Raw genomic sequence first — 16,735 nt, forward strand, 5'->3', positions numbered from 1 at the left:
GCATGGCAGCGACCGCATCGTCCTTCGGCCCCCCGGACCCACAGGACAGCACGGGCTCCCGGGCCCCAGGGGCCTCTCCGGACTCGGTGGACGTCGCCACGGAGGCGGCGCGCAGCCTGCAGGGACTGTCCGTCGAGCTGACCGGGCGCGTGCCGCAACTGCTGGAGGCCATGCGTGCCGTCGGCACCGGACTGGAGCTGCACACCACCCTCGACCGGATCGCCAGGACCGCCGCCGAACTGGCCGACGCGCGGTACGCCGCCATCGGCGTCATCGACGCCGGTGGCGAGGGGCTGTCCGACTTCGTCACCTACGGGGTCAGCGCGGAGCAGTACGAGCACATCGCCGCCTTCCCGGACGGCCAGCACGCCCTGGGCGTACCGATCCGCGTCGGGGGGGAGATCTTCGGCAACCTCTACCTGACGGAGAAGCGCGGCGGCGGCGAGTTCGGCGTCGCGGACCTGCACATGGTGAAGATCCTCGCGACGGAGGCGGGCATCGCGATCGGCAACGCGCGCGTGCACGACGAGGGCCGTCAGCGCATGCGCTGGATCGACGGTTCGGTCGCCGTCACCACGGCCCTGCTGTCGGGCAGCGACGCCGAGGACGCCCTGGCCGTCGTCGCCGAACAGGCCCGCAGGCTCGCCGATTCGGACGCCGGGATCGTGCTGCTGCCGGACGGCGAGGGCGGGCTGGAGATGGTGGCCGTCTCCGCCCAGGACCCCACCGGGCTGCTGGGCACGGTGATGCCGCCGCACAGCCCCGTCGTCTCGCAGCTCCTCGCCGGGGAGCCGGTGTTCATCGACGACTCGGCCACCGACCCACGCCTGATCACCGAGGTCGCGCCCCGCTTCGGGCCGAGCATGCTGCTGCCCCTCAAGAGCGGCGACCGCGTGCTCGGCACCCTGGCCACCCCGCGCAAGCGCGGTGCCCGTAAGTACACGGCCACCGAGCGCACTCTCGCGGCGCAGTTCGCCGCACAGGCCGCTCTCGCGCTCGTACTGGCCGAGGCGCAGCGCGACCGTGAGCGGCTCGCCGTCTTCGAGGACCGCGACCGGATCGCCCGCGATCTGCACGACCTGGTCATCCAGCGGCTGTTCGCCACCGGACTGCTGCTGGAGAGCGCACAGCGCCTCGCCGTCGTGCCCGAGGTCACCACGAAGGTCGGCCAGGCGGTCGACGAGCTGGACGTGACCATCCAGGAGATCCGCACCGCCATCTTCGCCCTGCAGCAGGGGCCCGCGGAGGCGCCCGCCGGGCTGCGCACGCGGGTCCTGCGCGAGCTGGGCACGGCCGCCGTGCCGCTCGGGTTCCAGCCCTCCGCGACCTTCGCCGGCCCGGTCGACGCCAAGGTCGGCGAACTCACCGGCAAGAACCTCATCGCCGCCCTGCGGGAAGCGCTCTCCAACGCCTTCCGGCACGCCCGGGCGTCCCGCATCGAGGTCCTCGTCGACGCCACCGCCACCTTGCCGGACGGCCGGGAGGCGGTCCGGCTGACCGTCGCCGACGACGGCGTCGGCATCCCTGAAGGCGGCAGGCGCAGCGGACTGCGCAACCTCGCCAAACGGGCGGAGTCACTGGGCGGCTCCAGCTCGTACGGGCCGGGGATCGGCGAGGACGGGGGCGGCACGAAGGTGGTGTGGGAAGCGCCCCTGTAGAGGCGCCTCGGTCCTATGCCTCATCAGGCGCCGCGGCCCAGCGCCTTGTCCGGGCGCCTCGGCGCTATGCCTTGTACAAGACGCCTCGTAGAAGACGCCTCGGCCCTATGCCTTGTACAAGAGGCCTCGTACAAGACGCCTCGTACCAAAGGCGCCTCCTGCAAGGCGCGTCTTAGCCCTAAAGGCGTAGGCGTAGCCCTATAGGTGCCCGCATTCCTCCGAACGCTCCTCTGTGGGCGCGGGCGGCCGGGCACCGAGCCAAGATCGCGGACATGCGGTGCTCGAATCGTTCGTATCGTTCGTATCGTTCGTACCGCCGGGTCCTGCGGGCCCTGCGGACCCGCCCTGTGCACCGGCACGGTGGCGCGGTGCTCTGTGCGCTGTGCGTGGCGATGGCCGCACCTCTGCCCTCCTCCGAGCCCTCCGCCGTCCTGCGGGCGCCGGAGCGCCTCGCCCGGGTCAGCTCCGAGGTGCTGCGGCTGGCGCGCGAGGCAGGGTGGGTGCGCCAGCGGTACGAGCGTGGGCTGCGCATGGCGAAGGGCCAGAAGACGCGGGCCGACCAGCTCGCGCGGCAGCTGCGGGGCCAGCGGGTCGTGTCGGCGGTGCTGCACGAGGACGCGGGAGCCGTCGCCCGCGCGCAGTACCGCACCGGTGGCTTCACCGCGCCCGGCAGCCTGGCGGCCGCCGAGGAGCCCTTGGACCTGCTGGAGCTGCAGGGGCACGACAGCGACCGACGGGAGCGGCTGGCCCGCATGGTGATCGAGGCCGACAGCAGGAACCGGACCCTCGCCGCGGACGAGATGTCGACATCGGCCTCCTGGCAGGTCCTCGACGCGGACGTCACCCAGATGCGGACGGAGAGGAAGGCCCTTGAGGAGCGCCTGGCCCAGGCGCGCGGCGACCTGAACAGCATGGCGGCCGCGGCCGTCCGCAACGGGCGCTGCACACCGGTCGACCTCGACGGCCTCCAGAGCGAACTCCAGGACGACAGGAACGGTGGGGACCGCGCGGCCGCGATCTCACCGAGCGGCTGGACGCGCCCGCTGCTCTCCTACGAGCTCACCGCGGGCTTCGGGGGCGTGGGTGCGCACTGGGCGAGCGGGCACTCCGGGCAGGACTTCGCCGTCCCCACCGGAACGCCCGTGCGGTCGGTGGGGCCCGGGACGGTCGTCTCGACCGGGTGCGGCGGCCCCTTCGGCATCAGCCTGGTGGTCCGGCACGAAGGGGGCTGGTACTCGCAGTACGCGCACCTGGCGGGGCCCCTGCTGGCGACGGGTCGGAACGTACGGGCGGGCGAGTGGATCGGGCTGTCCGGAACCACCGGGAACTCCACCGGGCCGCATCTGCACTTCGAGATCCGGAAGTCCGCGGAGTTCGGGTCCGCGGTCGAACCGGTGGGGTGGCTGCGTGCGCGCGGCGTGCTGCTGTAGACCGTACGCCGCCGCCTACGGCATGCCGTGCAGGATCTGCTCGATGACCGCCGCGACGCCGTCCTCGGTGTTCGCGGCGGTGCGGTACGTGGTGGCCGCCAGCACCTCGGGGTGGGCGTTGGCCATGGCGTACGAGGTGCCCGCCCAGCTGAGCATCTCCAGGTCGTTGGGCATGTCACCGAAGGCCACGACCTGCTCCGGCCCGATGCCGCGCTCGGCGCAGTACCGGGCCAGAGTGCTGGCCTTGCTGACACCGGGGCCGCTGATCTCCAGCAGTGCCGTAGGGCTGGAACGGGTGAACGAACCGTGCTCGCCGGCCGCGGTGCGGGCCAGGCCCAGGAACTCGTCCGGGGCCAGCTCGGGGTGGAAGGCGAGGAGCTTGACGATGGGGTTGCCCCGGCCGTCGCCCTCGTGGCCGTGGCCGCCGTCGCTGCCACCGCTGCCGCCCTCGTCGCCGTCGTTGTCGAGGAGCTCCTCGTCGTCGAGGAGTTCCTCGGCGGAGGCGATCCGCGCGCAGGGGTCCAGCTGGAAGGGCGGGTAGTGCGGCTCATAGTGGATGCCCGAGGTCCGCTCCACGGCGAAGGAGGCGCCGGGGGCCGCGGCGCGCACCGCGTGGACGATGGCGAGCGCGGCGGCGGACTCCAGCGGGCGGACGTCGACGAACCGCCCGCCGTCGTGCAGATCGACGACGACGGCGCCGTTGGCGCAGATCGCCAGGCCGTGCCCGTGCACGTGATCTCTGACGACATCCATCCAGCGGACCGGGCGGCCGGTGACGAAGAAGACCTCGATGCCCGCCGCCTCCGCGGCGGCCAGTGCCGCGACGGTGCGGTCGGAGACCGTCTTGTCGTCGCGCAGCAGGGTGCCGTCGAGGTCGGTGGCGATCAACCGGGGAGTGGCTGCTGTCCGGCCGGCTGCCGGTGTCTCGGGCTCGGTAGCTGAAGTCACGCCCTCATTCTCGTCCACCGCCGGGACCCGGGCGTACAAACGTGCGGCCGGGATATGCGCTTCAGCCGGGGAGCGCCGGACGGCTTCCCCCGGGCACCGGCTGTCGGACCCAGCGCCTAGGCTCGGTCCCATGCGACTGAGCACCGTGATTCTTCCCGACCGCCGCTGGTCCGAGGGCGGCCGTGAGTCCTGGCAGCGAGCCGAGGAACTGGGCTTCGACACCGCTTACACCTACGACCACCTGTCCTGGCGCACCTTCCGGGACGGCCCGTGGTTCGGCGCGATACCGACCCTGACGGCGGCGGCCGGCGTGACCTCCCGCCTGCGGCTGGGCACCCTGGTCACCTCCCCGAACTTCCGGCACCCGGTGACGCTCGCCAAGGAGCTGATCTCCCTGGACGACATCTCGGGCGGGCGCGTCACGCTCGGCATCGGCGCCGGGGGCTCCGGCTTCGACGCCACCGCCCTGCGCAGGGCCGACGAGGAGCCGTGGACGCCGCGCGAGCGGGCGGACCGCTTCGCCGAGTTCGTACCGCTCCTGGACCGGCTGCTCACCGAGGACGTCGTCTCGTACGAGGGCGAGCACTACTCCGCCTCCGAGGTGCGCAACATCCCCGGTTGCGTACAGCGCCCCCGGCTGCCCTTCGCGGTGGCCGCCACCGGCCCGCGCGGCATGCGGCTCGCCGCGCGCCACGGCCAGGCCTGGGTGACCACCGGCGACCCCAAGATCTACGAGACGGGCACCCCCGAGCAGTCCCGGGCGGCCGTCGCCGGGCAGATCGAGCGCCTCGGCGAGGTCTGCGGGAAGGCGGGACGCGAGGTGTCGGAGCTGCGCAAGGTGATGCTCACCGGCTTCACCCCGGACCGGCCGCTGGACTCCTTCGACGCCTTTGTCGACTTCGCGGGTTCGCATGCCGAGCTGGGCATCGACGAGATCGTGATCCATTGGCCGATCGCCGATTCCCTGTTCGCGGCCGATGCCGCCGTCTTCGAGAAGATCGCGACGGAGGGGCTGAACCAGCTCTCCTGAGGCCTGTGCGGCTTCTGGGCGCGGGCTGCGGTTCTTACCCGCCGCCGGCGGCGGTGGAGAGGGAGAATCGGGACAGAGGTACCCAGCGAGGGCACGGTCCGCCGGACCTTGGAGGTACGCCGTGCAACACACCCGATTCTCCGCCGACCGGGGGCTGACCACCCGCATGGTCAGCACGATGTTCTTCATCGGGCTGCTCTACGTGGTCTTCGTGGGTGTGCTGGTGGCCCTGTTGCGCGGGGCCTGGCCGATCATCCTGGTCCTGGTGGGCGGCGTGTTCATCGCCCAGTTCTGGTTCAGCGACCGCATCGCGGCGTTCGGCATGGGTGCCCGCGAGGTCACCCCGCAGCAGGCTCCCGAGCTGCACGGCGCCGTCGACCGGCTGTGCGCGCTCGCCGACATGCCCAAGCCCCGGGTGGCGATCGCCGACAGTGACGTCCCGAACGCCTTCGCCACCGGGCGCAACCGGCGCAACGCCCTGGTCTGCGCGACGACGGGCCTGCTGCGCAGGCTGGAGCCGGAGGAGCTCGAAGGCGTGCTGGCCCACGAGCTCTCCCATGTCGCGCACCGTGACGTGGCGGTGATGACCATCGCGTCCTTCCTCGGCGTACTGGCCGGGATCATCACCCGCGTGGGGCTGTGGGGCGGCTTCCGCCGGATCGGCGGCCGCGACAGCAACACAGCCGTGCTGGTGGTGCTCATTCCCCTGGTCAGCGCCGTGGTCTACGCGATCAGCTTCCTGCTCACCCGGATGCTGTCCCGCTACCGCGAGCTGTCCGCCGACCGCGCGGCCGCGCTGCTGACGGGACGGCCCTCCGCGCTGGCGTCCGCGCTGACCAAGGTCACCGGCCAGATGGCGCGGATACCGACCCGCGACCTGCGGCAGGCCGAGCCGTTCAACGCCTTCTACTTCGCGCCCGCCTTCTCCAACGACAGCCTGAGCCGGCTGCTGTCCTACCACCCGACGCTGGAGCAGCGGCTGGAGCAGCTGGGCCGGATCTCCGCCGGCCTCGGCCGCGCCTGACGGCCCGCACGCTGGCCCCCGTGGACCGCACGCCGGCCCCCCCGTGGACCGCACGCCGGCCCCCCTGGACCCGTACGCCGGCCTCCCGGAAAGGACCTTCCGCCCGTGGGCTTCCTGGACGTCATCCTCGGCCGCACCAAGCCGGTCCGGCCCGACCTCGACCAGCTGTTCGCCCTGCCGTCCGCGGCCGTCACACTGCAGGCAGGTGCCGGGTTCCGTCCGACCGGGCTGGGTTCGGTGTGCTTCGCGAGCGTCGAGGGCGGCGCGTTCGACCGGCTGCGGGAGGACGTACGGGCCCTGCTGGACGCCGACACGGGGCGGGGCGGGGTGCCCGTGGAGTTCAGCCGGGACGCCTATGGCTACACCTGGCTGCTGGCCCGGCAGCCCGCGGAGGGCACCGAGGGCGCCGCTGCCCTCGTCAACGACCTGCACGCGGTGAACACCCTGCTCCAGGACGGCGGCTTCGGACCGCAGCTGCTCTGCTCCCTGATGGGCTTCCGCGACGCCCGGCAGCGCTCCCTGGCGCTCGTCTACCTCTACAAGCGCGGCACCTTCTATCCGTTCGCACCGGTGGCGGACGGCGGTGACAAGCGGGACAACGGGCTGGAGCTGCAGGTGAGAGCGCTGCTGGAGAACGACCTGCGGGTCGAGAAGGACCTGAGCCGCTGGTTCCCGGTCTGGGGCGCGCCGGGGCTGTGAGCCGGGGGCGGCTGCCGACGAGGTGGCGGCACCGCCTGCACCGCCTGGTATTCACGGAATGCTTCCATCCGTCCTGGCGGGGAGGCAGAGCTCGTCCATCGTGCGGGCCTGGACTTCGCGCTCGGTGGCGGCGGTAATGAACGCCGCCACGTTCTGCGGCCCGACCAGTGCCCGTACCGCCCCGACGGTCCCGGCGGGCAGCAGCACCTCCTCGGTGCCGGCGCCCACCACCGCCTCCGTATCCGGTTCCGCCCCCGTATCCGTATCCGGTTCCGGTTCCTGTGCCGCCGGTGCGAGGTGCTGCTGGAGGTAGCGGGTGGCCAGGGTGCGCATGGCGCGGGCGAGTTCGGCGTCGACGGTCTGCTGGGCGAGGGGGCGCAGGCGGCGGACGAGGGAGGCGGCCTCGGTGGCCTCTTCGTCGGTGGGGGGATGGCCGAGGTAGGGGTGGAAGACGTGTTCGGTGGTGAAGTCGAGGAAGCGGGCGGCGATGTGCTCGACCTTGGTGCGGAGTTCCCGCAGGTGGCCGGAGATGGCGGCCAGGGGGACCCCGGCGGCGTGGAGCTCGGCGGCGACGGCCAGTTCCTGGGGGCTGGGCACGAGGTACTCGCCGGACGCGGACGGCAGCGGCACGAGGACGCCGAGCCGGACCGCGTCCTCGACGGCCGCGTCGTCCCGCTCGCCGCCGAACCGCTCGTCCAGCTCCGCGCGGGTGATCCGGCCGGGCTCCTCGTCCGTCCACGGCCCGTCGAGCTCGGCGGCCAGGCCCAGCACCCCGCCGAGACCGCGCCCGGCGTCCCAGGCGTCCAGCAGCTCCTTGATGCTGGCGAGGGTGTAGCCCCGGTCGAGGAGGCCGGCGATGCGGCGGAGCCGGGTCAGATGGGTGTCCCCGTAGACGTTGGCCCGGCCGCGCCGCTCGGGCTTCGGCAGCAGCCCGCGGTCCTGGTAGGCGCGGATCGTACGGACCGTGGTGCCGCTGCGGTGGGCCAGGTCCTCGATCCGGTACTCGGCCGGGGGCGGCTGCGGGGACGGCGGGCCGGAAATGGCGTCGGACAAGGGCGTCGCTCCTCAGGAAAGGGCCGCGCGGCCTATCGCGCCCGCCGCGGCCCGAGCCGCGGGCGAGGCCGCCAGGTAGTCGACGGCTCTGCGCAGCGACCCCTCCTGAGAGGGGTGGTACGAGCGCCGGAAGTAGCGGGGAACGGCTGATCCAAGCTCCCGCCAGCTGGGCAGCAGGCCCTTGGCGACGGCGCGGTTGTGCTCGCGCAGCGAGTAGCGCAGGCGGCCGACGAGCTTCGGGTCGTGCCGGATCAGGTAGGCCGCTCCCCATGCCCAGAGGTAGAACAGGACGGGGGCGGTGATGGCCATGCCCAGTACGCGGCGGGCGTAGCGGGCGGGATCCTCGCCGCCGCAGTGCTCGTACATGTCGAAGGCCACCGACCGGTGCTCGACCTCCTCCGCGCCGTGCCAGCGCAGCAGGTCAAGCATCACGGGATCGGGGCCGGCCCGGTCGAGCCCCTCCGCGTCGAGGACCCAGTCGCCCAGCACGGCGGTGAACTGCTCGACCGCCGCTATCACCGAGAGCCGGAAGCGGAGCCACTCCTGCTCGCGGACCGGCATGCCGAACGGGGGTTTCTCGCCGAGCAGGACGTCGAAGAGGAAGTCCACGTGCCGGGTGTAGGGGCCGGTGTCCAGACCCTGGGCAGCGAGGTGGCCGAGCACGTAGGAGTGCTGGACGCTGTGCGTGGCCTCCTGGCCCATGAAGCCCTTGACGTCCTTGAGCAGCGCCTCGTCCCGCACCAGCGGCAGGGCCTCCTTGAAGACCTTGACGAACCACCGTTCCCCGGCGGGCAGCAGGAGGTGCAGGACGTTGATGACGTGGGTGGCGGTCGGTTCGTCCGGTATCCAGTGCAGGGGTGTCTCGCGCCAGTCGAACGACACACGCCGCGGGGCTATCCGGTAGGGCTCTATTACCGGCTTTCTCCCCGGGTTTCTCAGCGGGTTTCTCACTGTGTTTCTCATCGGGTCTCTCATCGGGTCTCTCATGGGACTCCTCTACAGCGGGGGATCGATCCGGGCGACGGCACGTCGCAGCCGTGGGGTGAACCGGGAGATGAAGCGCAGGCCGTGCGCCTCGGGGGTCACCGGCACCACGGCCCGGTCGCGGACCACGGCGCCGAGGATCGCCCTCGCGACCTTCTCCGGTGGGTAGTTGCGCCGCCCGTACAGCCGGCTGACCTTGTCCCGACGGCGTTGCTGCTCCTCCTCCGGGACGCCCGCGAAGATCGCGGTGCCGGTGATCCCGGTGTTGACGATCCCGGGGCAGATCGCGCTGACCCCGATGCCCTTGCCCGCCAGCTCGGCGCGCAGGCACTCGCTCAGCATGAGCACCGCCGCCTTCGACGTGCTGTACGCGGTGAGCGACCTGGACGGCTGGAAGGCGGCCGCGGAGGCGGTGTTGACGATGTGACCGCCCTGGCCGCGCTCGGCCATCTGCCGGCCGAAGGTCCGGCAACCGTGGATGACACCCCACAGATTGACGTCGATGACCTTCCGCCAGTCCTCGGCGGTGGTGTCCAGGAAAGTGCCGCCCAGCCCGATGCCGGCGTTGTTGACCAGTACGTCCACCACCCCGTACTCGGCGGCGACCTTGGCGGCCAGCTTCTCCATCGCCTGTTCATCCGAGACGTCGCAGCACTCGCCCCAGGCCTCCTGCGCCCCGGTCAGCCGTGCCAGCTCCGCCGTACGGGCCGCGCCCTTCGCGTCCCGGTCGACCGCGACGACGCGCGCGCCGGCCTCGGCGAAAGCGAACGCGGTGGCCCGCCCGATGCCACTGGCCGCGCCCGTCACCAGCACCAGCCGTCCCGCGAAGTGCTCCGCGTACGGCCCGGCGCCCACCGGCATCCGGGCGGGCGCTCCGGTCTGCCGCGCGGCCTCCTGCGCGGTGACGAACCCGGTGATCCAGGAAGCCAGCTGGTCGGGGCGCGTCCGCGGCAACCAGTGCTTCGCGGCCAGGGTGCGCCGCACCAGCTGTGGCACCCACCGCCCCAGGTCGTCGTAGAGCCGCTCGGACAGGAAGGCGTCCCCGCTCGGCGTGACCAGCTGGACGGGGACGTGGGCGTAGGCGTCGGTGCGCGGCCGGAGCAGCCTGGCCCGGACGTTGTCCCGGTAGAGCCAGGCGCCGTGCGCGGCGTCGTCGGCCAGGGAGGCGGTGGGGTAACCGTCCGACGGCAGCCGCTCCACCCGCTCCAGCATCTTCGGCCACTGCTTGGCCAGCGGCCCGCGCCAAGCCGCCTCAGGGAGCGCGGGCATGTGCAGCGCGCCCACATACCAGGATCTGGCGCCCTGCCCGAGGAGCTGGCCGACGCGGCGCGGGGTGGGCCGGGACACCCGGTCCTTGATCCAGTGCCCGAAGTGGTCCAGGGACGGCCCCGAGACCGATGTGAAGGAGGCCACGCGGCCCTCGGTGCGTGCGACGGTGACGAACTCCCAGCCCTGCACCGACCCCCAGTCGTGCCCGACCAGGTGCACCGGCGCTCCGGGGCTCACCGCGTCGGCGACCGCGAGGAAGTCGTCCGTGAGCTTCTCCAGCGTGAACCCGCCGCGCAGCGGCTGCGGAGCCGTGGAGCGGCCGTGGCCGCGCACGTCGTAGAGCACGACGTGGAAGCGGTCCCGCAGCCGCAGGGCCACCTCGGACCAGACCTCCTTGCTGTCCGGGTAGCCGTGCAGCAGCACCACCGTGGGGTTCGCGGCGTCGCCCAGCTCCACGACGCACAGCTCGACCCCGCCCGTGGCCACCCGGCGCTCCCGCGCCCCCTCGGTCCCCGCGCCCTGCGTGCTCATGCGGCCGTCCTTTCTTCCTGCCAGCGCCGCACGTGCGGCAGATCGTCGTCCAGCCAGAACGCACTCTCCTGCGGGTCCCGCGAGTCGGTGACCACCAGGAGCTCCTCGAACTTCGCGCCCGTCCCCCGGAAGCCGAGGTGGGGCTCGACCGCCCACAGCCCGGGCCGCGGCGGGTGGTCGGAGAAGCGGTACGGGCTCCACAGCGGCGACCAGCCCTCGCGGTGGCCGTGCAGCGCGTCGGACGCCAGCCCCTTCAGGGACTGCGTACCGAACCCGAACAGGTGGGGTGACCAGCGGCGCTCCCGCACCCGGTGCACCTTGTGCGCTATCACCCCGAAGGGATAGGCGCGGTGCCGGTTGGCGTAGCCCTGGCGGACCATGAGGCGGTCCACGTTCTCGTAGATCTCCCGCAGCGGCCGGCGCTCGCGCACCTCGCGCAGGATCAGGGCGCGGTGGGCCTCGAGGTCGGCCAGCAGCCGGTCGTGCAGCGGATTGGGGCCCAGGCAGCCCGCGTAGCCGACGTCCGCGGTGAAGCCCCGGTGCACCGGGGCCATGTCGAGGATGAACGGCATCCCCGGCTCCAGTCTTCGCCCGGTGGGGAAGAACTGCAGCGGCACCCGGAAGCCCGTGAAGGCCGTGCGGTCACCGAACCAGGCGAAGGGCAGATGGAACCAGTCCCGCACCCCGCGCTCACGCAGCCACTCCCGCTGCATCCGGGCCGCCTCGCGCTCGGTCACCCCCGGCCGGAGCCGGCCGGCGACCGCCTCCGCGCACTCGTACGCGAGGCGCTGCACCGCCCGGAAGCCGTGCAGTTCCCCGTCGAACCGCCCTGCCATGCCGTCCTCCGACCAAGTCCGAAGCCGCACCCGCAAGTTGACATCAACGAATGTGACAATGTCCGGCGGCTGCGTCAAGGGCTCCGGCGCACCTGTGGAAAACCCCGCCGCCCGCTGCCCCACCTCTCACCCGGGGGTCACCCCTACGGGCGCGTCAGACCCGAGGACTACGGACATCCAGCCGTCTGGTCTGACGACTGCTGTGGCCCGCGCCACTACCGTCGGATACGTGACTGTGATCGCTACCGAAGGCCTCAGCAAGCGGTACCCCCGGGTGACCGCTCTCGACCGGCTCTCCGTCGACATCACCCCGGGAGTCACCGGTCTGGTGGGTGCGAACGGAGCCGGCAAGTCGACGCTGATCAAGATCCTCCTCGGGCTCTCCCCGGCCACCGAGGGCCGCGCCGAGGTACTCGGCCTCGACGTCGCCACCCAGGGGGCCGAGGTCCGGGAGCGGGTCGGCTATATGCCCGAGCACGACTGCCTGCCACCCGATGTGTCGGCGACCGAGTTCGTCGTCCACATGGCGCGGATGTCCGGCCTGCCGCCCACGGCCGCCCGTGAGCGGACCGCCGACACGCTGCGGCACGTGGGCCTGTACGAGGAGCGGTACCGCCCCATGGGCGGCTACTCCACCGGCATGAAGCAGCGGGTCAAGCTGGCCCAGGCCCTCGTCCACGACCCCCGGCTGGTGCTGCTGGACGAGCCGACCAACGGCCTCGACCCGGTCGGCCGCGACGAGATGCTGAGCCTCATCCGGCGCGTCCACACCGACTTCGGCATCTCGGTCCTGGTCACCTCACACCTGCTCGGCGAGCTGGAGCGCACGTGCGACCACGTCGTCGTCATCGACGGCGGCACGCTGCTGCGGTCCTCGTCCACGGACGAGTTCACCCAGGCGACGGGCTCCCTCGCCGTGGAGGTCACCGACACCGACGCCTGCCCGGACGGCACGGCCGCGCTGCTCGCGGCCCTCACCGGGGCGGGACTGACGACCGTGCCCGCGGGCCGGTCGGCCGACGGCTCGCCCGCCTCCGGGCGCGTCCTCCTGGTCGACGTGGCCGGCGAAGCGACCTACGACGTCGTCCGCGACGCGGTCGCCGGCCTCGGCCTCGGCCTGGTCCGCATGGAACAGCGCCGGCACCGCATCGCGGAGGTCTTCCGGGACGGCGACGACGAGCCGCGCGGGACGGAAGCCGGCCGGCCCGCCTGGGGTGCCGACTGGCAACGCGGGTCCGGGGACAAGCGCGAGAAGCAGAATGGAGGCACCGCAGATGCCGCCTGAGACCGAAGCCAGGGCGACCGGCCGGCGGCCGGTCACCCAGGACGTCATCCACAACATCGGCTACCGCAACTACTCCGGCCCCCGCCTGGGCCGCGGCTACGCCCGCCGCTCCCTGTTCTCGCAGAGCCTGCGCGGTGCCTACGGCCTCGGCCGTTCGGCGAAGTCGAAGGTGCTGCCGATGACGCTGTTCGCGGTGATGTGCCTGCCCGCCGCGATCGTCGTCGCGGTCGCCGTCACCACCAAGATGAACCGCCTGCCCATGGAGTACACGCGCTACGCGATCTACCTCCAGGCGGTCATCGGCCTCTACCTCGCCGCCCAGGCACCCCAGTCGGTCTCCCGCGACCTGCGGTTCAAGACGGTGCCCCTGTACTTCTCCCGCCCGATCGAACGCGCCGACTATGTGGTGGCCAAGTTCGCGGCGATGGCCTCGGCCCTGTTCATTCTCACCGGCGTGCCCCTGCTGATCCTCTACGCGGGCGCCCTGCTCGCCAAGCTGGACTTCGCCGAACAGACGAAGGGCTTCGGCCAGGGCCTGGTCTCCGTGACCCTGCTGTCGCTGCTGTTCGCGGGCATCGGCCTGGTGGTCGCCGCCCTCACCCCGCGCCGCGGCTTCGGCGTCGCCGCCGTCATCGCCGTACTGACCATCTCCTACGGAGCCGTCAGCACCGTCCAGGCCATCGCGCTCGACAGCGACAACACCACGGCCATCGGCTGGCTCGGCCTCTTCTCGCCGATCACCCTGATCGACGGCGTGCAGACGGCCTTCCTGTCCGCCACCACCGCCTTCCCCGGCGGCAACGGCCCCGGCACCGGCGCCGGAGCGGTCTACCTCCTCGTGCTCCTCGCCATGATCGCCGGCTCGTACGGCCTGCTGATGCGCCGCTACCGAAAGGCCGGCCTGTGACAACCGCCCTCCCGTCGCCCGTCCGCCACCCCTCAAGGAATGGGCTGCGCCCATGAGCAGCATTCGCATCGACAACGTCTCGCGCTGGTTCGGCAACGTGGTCGCCGTCAACGACGTATCCATGTCCGTGGGCCCCGGCGTGACCGGCCTCCTCGGCCCCAACGGCGCCGGGAAGTCCACCCTCATCAACATGATGGGCGGCTTCCTCGCCCCCTCCACCGGCACGGTCACCCTCGACGGCGAGACGATCTGGCGGAACGAGCGGATCTACCGCCACATCGGCATCGTCCCCGAGCGCGAGGCGATGTACGACTTCCTCACCGGCCAGGAGTTCGTACGGGCCAACGCCGAGCTGCACGGCCTGGGCGCCAAGGAGGCTCAACGGGCGCTCGCCACGGTAGAGATGGAGTACGCGCAGGACCGCAAAATCGCCACGTACAGCAAGGGCATGCGGCAGCGCGTCAAGATGGCCTCCGCGCTCGTCCACGAGCCGTCCGTGCTCCTGCTCGACGAACCGTTCAACGGCATGGACCCGCGCCAGCGCATGCAGTTGATGGACCTCCTGCGGGCCATGGGCGCCGAGGGCCGCACGGTGCTGTTCTCCTCCCACATCCTGGAGGAGGTCGAACAACTCGCCGCCCACATCGAGGTCGTCGTCGCCGGACGGCACGCCGCCTCGGGCGACTTCCGCAAGATCCGCCGCCTGATGACGGACCGGCCGCACCGTTACCTCGTACGCTCCAGCGACGACCGCGCCCTCGCCGCCGCGCTCATCGCCGACCCCTCGACCGCGGGCATCGAAGTGGACCTCGCCGAGAAGGCGCTGCGCGTCCAGGCCGTCGACTTCGGCCGCTTCACCGAACTCCTGCCGCGCGTCGCCCGGGCGCACGGCATCCGCCTCCTGACGGTCTCGCCCTCCGACGAGTCCCTGGAATCGGTCTTCTCCTACCTTGTCGCAGCCTGAAAGGAGGCCACCCATGTCGCTCTATCACCCGACCGTCGCCCGGCTCACCTACCGGGGCCTCCTCGGCCGCCGCCGCGCCCTGATCCTCTTCGTGCTGCCGGCCCTGCTGCTGGTCCTCTCGGCCGCCGTCCGCGTCCTGACGGGAGCCGACGACCAGACCGCCACCAACGTCCTGGGCGACTTCGCGCTCGCCACGATGGTCCCCCTGATCGGCGTCATCGCCGGTACGGGCGCGATCGGCCCCGAGATCGACGACGGTTCGGTCGTCTACCTCCTCGCCAAGCCCGTCAAGCGCCCCACCATCATCTTCACCAAGCTCGTCGTGGCGATCGGCGTCACCGTCGCCTTCTCGGCGCTGCCCACGCTCATCGCGGGCTTCCTGCTCAACGGCAACAGCCAGCAGATCGCCGTGGCCTACGCCCTGGCCGCCGCCGTCGCCTCCGTCGCCTACAGCGCGATCTTCCTGTTCCTGGGCACGGTCACCCGGCACGCGGTCGTCGCCGGCCTCGTCTACGCCCTCGTCTGGGAAGCGCTGTTCGGCAGCCTCATTCCGGGGGCCCGCACGCTGAGCGTGCAGCAGTGGGCGCTGGCTCTCGCCGAGAAGACCGGCGGTGCGGGCGCCATCACGGCGGACGTGGGCCTTCCGCTGGGGGTGACGCTGCTGGTCGGCGCCACGGTGGCCGCGACGTGGTGCGCGGGGCGCAGGCTTCGCTCGCTGACGCTCGCGGGGGAGGAGTAGGGGTCCAGCACGCCGCACGCCGCACGCCGCACGCCGCCGGTCCAGGCCTCACCGGGCCACCGTCTCAGATCTTGCGATTGCGCCCGGCGCCCAGCCCGAGGAAGAGCAGCGCCGCACAGGCGACGAGCAGCAGGGCGATGGGCAGCGTCCAGTCGTCCGTCGCCTGGTGCACGGCACCGATGGCGAACGGGCCGACGGAGGCGAGCAGATAGCCCCAGGTCTGCGCCATGCCGGACAGGCGGGCAGCCGTGTGGGCGTCGCGCGTGCGCAGCACCATCAGGGTCAGCGCGAGGCCGAGCAGACCGCCCTGAGCCGCGCCCATCAGCGTCGCCCAGACCCACGCGCCGGCCACCGGTGCGGTCAGCAGTCCCGTGATGCCCGCGGCCATGAGGGCGACGACGACGACCGCCAGTGGCCGCTGGTCGCGCATGCGCCCGGCGAGCATCGGTACGACGAACGAACCGGCCATCTGAACCAGCGTGTAGAACGCGTAGACGATGCCGGCCTGGCTCTTGCTCATGCCGTGATCAGTGAAGATCGTCGGCATCCAGGCGATGCACACATAAGCGATCAGCGACTGCGTGCCCATCATCAGCGTGACCTGCCAGGCGAGCGGCGAGCGCGTCAGGCCCGGCCCGGCGGGGGCCGCCTGCCGGGGCGTCGCGGCCGCGGCGGCGTGCCGGGTGGCGCGGCGCGCGAGAACCGCCTGCGGTACCCACACGACCGCCGCCACGGCCGCGAGGAGCGCCCAGGACGCCAGGGAGCCCTGCCAGCCGCCGAGGGCGTTCTCCAGCGGTACGGACGTGGCGGCCGCGCCGGTGGCGCCGAGGATCAGCGTGGTGGAGTAGAGCGCCGTCATGCTCGCGGCCCGGTCCGGGAAGTCCCGCTTGACCAGGCCGGGCATGAGCACGTTGAGCAGGGCTATCGCGGTTCCGACGAGCGCGCAGCCGACGAAGAGGGCCACGACCGGGGGAGCGACGCGCAGCAGGATGCCGCCGCCGAGCAGGACGAGCGCGCCGCACAGCACGGCCTCGGTGCCCCAGCGACGGGCGAGGCGGGGCGCGACGATCGAGCCCAGGCCCATGAAGACGAGCGGGATCGTGGTCACCAGGCTGCTCGCCGCCGGTGCGAGGTGGAAGTGGTCGCCGATCTCGCCCATCAGGGGCGAGACCCCGGCGAGCGCCGCCCGCATGTTGAGCGAGGCCAGGATGATGCCGAGCATCACGAGCGCGGGGTGAGCGCGTGCGACCCGGGGTGCGGTGGTGGCGCCGGTGGTCGCGGACGTCGCTGGTGCCAGGGCCTCTTCCGCGTCGATCAGTGGTGTCTGCGGCCTCGATCCGGACATGGGGGTGGTGCCTCTCCAGGGGGTGGTGCGGGG

At 72.3% G+C, this 16,735-nt stretch carries 15 protein-coding genes; 9 read left to right on the forward strand and 6 right to left on the reverse strand.

Annotation, left to right across the window (positions count from 1 at the left end; translation table 11 throughout):
• Nucleotides 1-86 precede the first annotated feature (86 nt).
• Together AB0F13_RS07790 and AB0F13_RS07795 are read left to right on the forward strand one after the other, a co-directional pair.
• Nucleotides 87-1,658 carry a GAF domain-containing protein gene (locus tag AB0F13_RS07790; protein WP_362077209.1) on the forward strand — a complete coding sequence of 524 codons (1,572 nt, stop codon included), beginning with the start codon at nt 87-89 and terminating at the stop codon, nt 1,656-1,658.
• 368 nt (nt 1,659-2,026) lie between these two features.
• Nucleotides 2,027-3,088: a M23 family metallopeptidase gene (locus tag AB0F13_RS07795; RefSeq protein ID WP_362076831.1), complete on the forward strand. Its 1,062-nt coding sequence runs from the start codon at nt 2,027-2,029 to the stop codon at nt 3,086-3,088.
• Between the two features lie 15 nt (nt 3,089-3,103).
• Here the strand turns inward: AB0F13_RS07795 and AB0F13_RS07800 are convergent, their stop codons facing one another.
• Complete coding sequence (locus AB0F13_RS07800) at nt 3,104-4,036, reverse strand: HAD hydrolase family protein (RefSeq protein WP_362076834.1); 933 nt, start codon at nt 4,034-4,036, stop codon at nt 3,104-3,106.
• Between the two features lie 130 nt (nt 4,037-4,166).
• On the opposite strand from AB0F13_RS07800, the gene AB0F13_RS07805 reads away from it, so the two are divergent.
• The 3 genes from AB0F13_RS07805 (at nt 4,167) to AB0F13_RS07815 (ending at nt 6,789) form a co-directional block, all read left to right on the forward strand.
• Nucleotides 4,167-5,066: an LLM class flavin-dependent oxidoreductase gene (locus AB0F13_RS07805; protein WP_362076837.1), complete on the forward strand. Its 900-nt coding sequence runs from the start codon at nt 4,167-4,169 to the stop codon at nt 5,064-5,066.
• A 121-nt stretch (nt 5,067-5,187) separates the two neighbouring features.
• Nucleotides 5,188-6,090: a zinc metalloprotease HtpX gene (gene htpX, locus AB0F13_RS07810; protein ID WP_362076840.1), complete on the forward strand. Its 903-nt coding sequence runs from the start codon at nt 5,188-5,190 to the stop codon at nt 6,088-6,090.
• Nucleotides 6,091-6,195: 105 nt separating this feature from the next.
• Nucleotides 6,196-6,789, forward strand: a complete 594-nt coding sequence (locus AB0F13_RS07815; RefSeq protein ID WP_362076843.1) for a hypothetical protein — start codon at nt 6,196-6,198, stop codon at nt 6,787-6,789.
• Nucleotides 6,790-6,840: 51 nt separating this feature from the next.
• Here AB0F13_RS07815 and AB0F13_RS07820 read toward each other — a convergent pair whose 3' ends face one another.
• From AB0F13_RS07820 to AB0F13_RS07835, 4 genes are all read right to left on the reverse strand, one after another.
• Nucleotides 6,841-7,842, reverse strand: a complete 1,002-nt coding sequence (locus tag AB0F13_RS07820) for a MerR family transcriptional regulator (protein WP_362076846.1) — start codon at nt 7,840-7,842, stop codon at nt 6,841-6,843.
• A gap of 12 nt (nt 7,843-7,854) precedes the next feature.
• Nucleotides 7,855-8,724, reverse strand: a complete 870-nt coding sequence (locus tag AB0F13_RS07825) for a metal-dependent hydrolase (protein WP_362076849.1) — start codon at nt 8,722-8,724, stop codon at nt 7,855-7,857.
• 114 nt (nt 8,725-8,838) lie between these two features.
• The gene (locus tag AB0F13_RS07830) at nt 8,839-10,626 is read right to left on the reverse strand and encodes an SDR family oxidoreductase (protein ID WP_362076851.1); all 1,788 of its coding nucleotides are present in this window, start codon (nt 10,624-10,626) and stop codon (nt 8,839-8,841) included.
• Entirely contained in the window at nt 10,623-11,462 is an 840-nt protein-coding gene (locus AB0F13_RS07835) for a M24 family metallopeptidase (protein WP_362076854.1), read from the reverse strand. The genes AB0F13_RS07830 and AB0F13_RS07835 overlap by 4 nt, the downstream gene beginning before the upstream one ends.
• A 202-nt stretch (nt 11,463-11,664) precedes the next feature.
• Between AB0F13_RS07835 and AB0F13_RS07840 the strand changes: the two genes are divergently transcribed.
• The 4 genes from AB0F13_RS07840 to AB0F13_RS07855 are packed head-to-tail and all read left to right on the forward strand — an operon-like array spanning nt 11,665 to nt 15,357.
• The gene (locus tag AB0F13_RS07840) at nt 11,665-12,747 is read left to right on the forward strand and encodes an ABC transporter ATP-binding protein (RefSeq protein WP_362076857.1); all 1,083 of its coding nucleotides are present in this window, start codon (nt 11,665-11,667) and stop codon (nt 12,745-12,747) included.
• Nucleotides 12,737-13,654 (forward strand): ABC transporter permease subunit, encoded by a 918-nt coding sequence (locus tag AB0F13_RS07845; protein ID WP_362076860.1) that lies wholly within the window; start codon nt 12,737-12,739, stop codon nt 13,652-13,654. Before AB0F13_RS07840 ends, AB0F13_RS07845 begins: the two co-directional genes overlap by 11 nt.
• A 52-nt stretch (nt 13,655-13,706) precedes the next feature.
• On the forward strand, nt 13,707-14,618 hold the full coding sequence (locus tag AB0F13_RS07850) for an ABC transporter ATP-binding protein (protein ID WP_362076863.1): 912 nt from the start codon (nt 13,707-13,709) through the stop codon (nt 14,616-14,618).
• 13 nt (nt 14,619-14,631) lie between these two features.
• Complete coding sequence (locus tag AB0F13_RS07855; protein WP_362076866.1) at nt 14,632-15,357, forward strand: ABC transporter permease subunit; 726 nt, start codon at nt 14,632-14,634, stop codon at nt 15,355-15,357.
• A gap of 64 nt (nt 15,358-15,421) precedes the next feature.
• Here AB0F13_RS07855 and AB0F13_RS07860 read toward each other — a convergent pair whose 3' ends face one another.
• Nucleotides 15,422-16,702, reverse strand: coding sequence for an MFS transporter (locus AB0F13_RS07860; RefSeq protein WP_362076868.1), 1,281 nt, complete (start codon nt 16,700-16,702; stop codon nt 15,422-15,424).
• Nucleotides 16,703-16,735 lie beyond the last annotated feature (33 nt).

This window comes from Streptomyces sp. NPDC026206 (assembly GCF_040638465.1).
Lineage (GTDB): Bacteria > Actinomycetota > Actinomycetes > Streptomycetales > Streptomycetaceae > Streptomyces.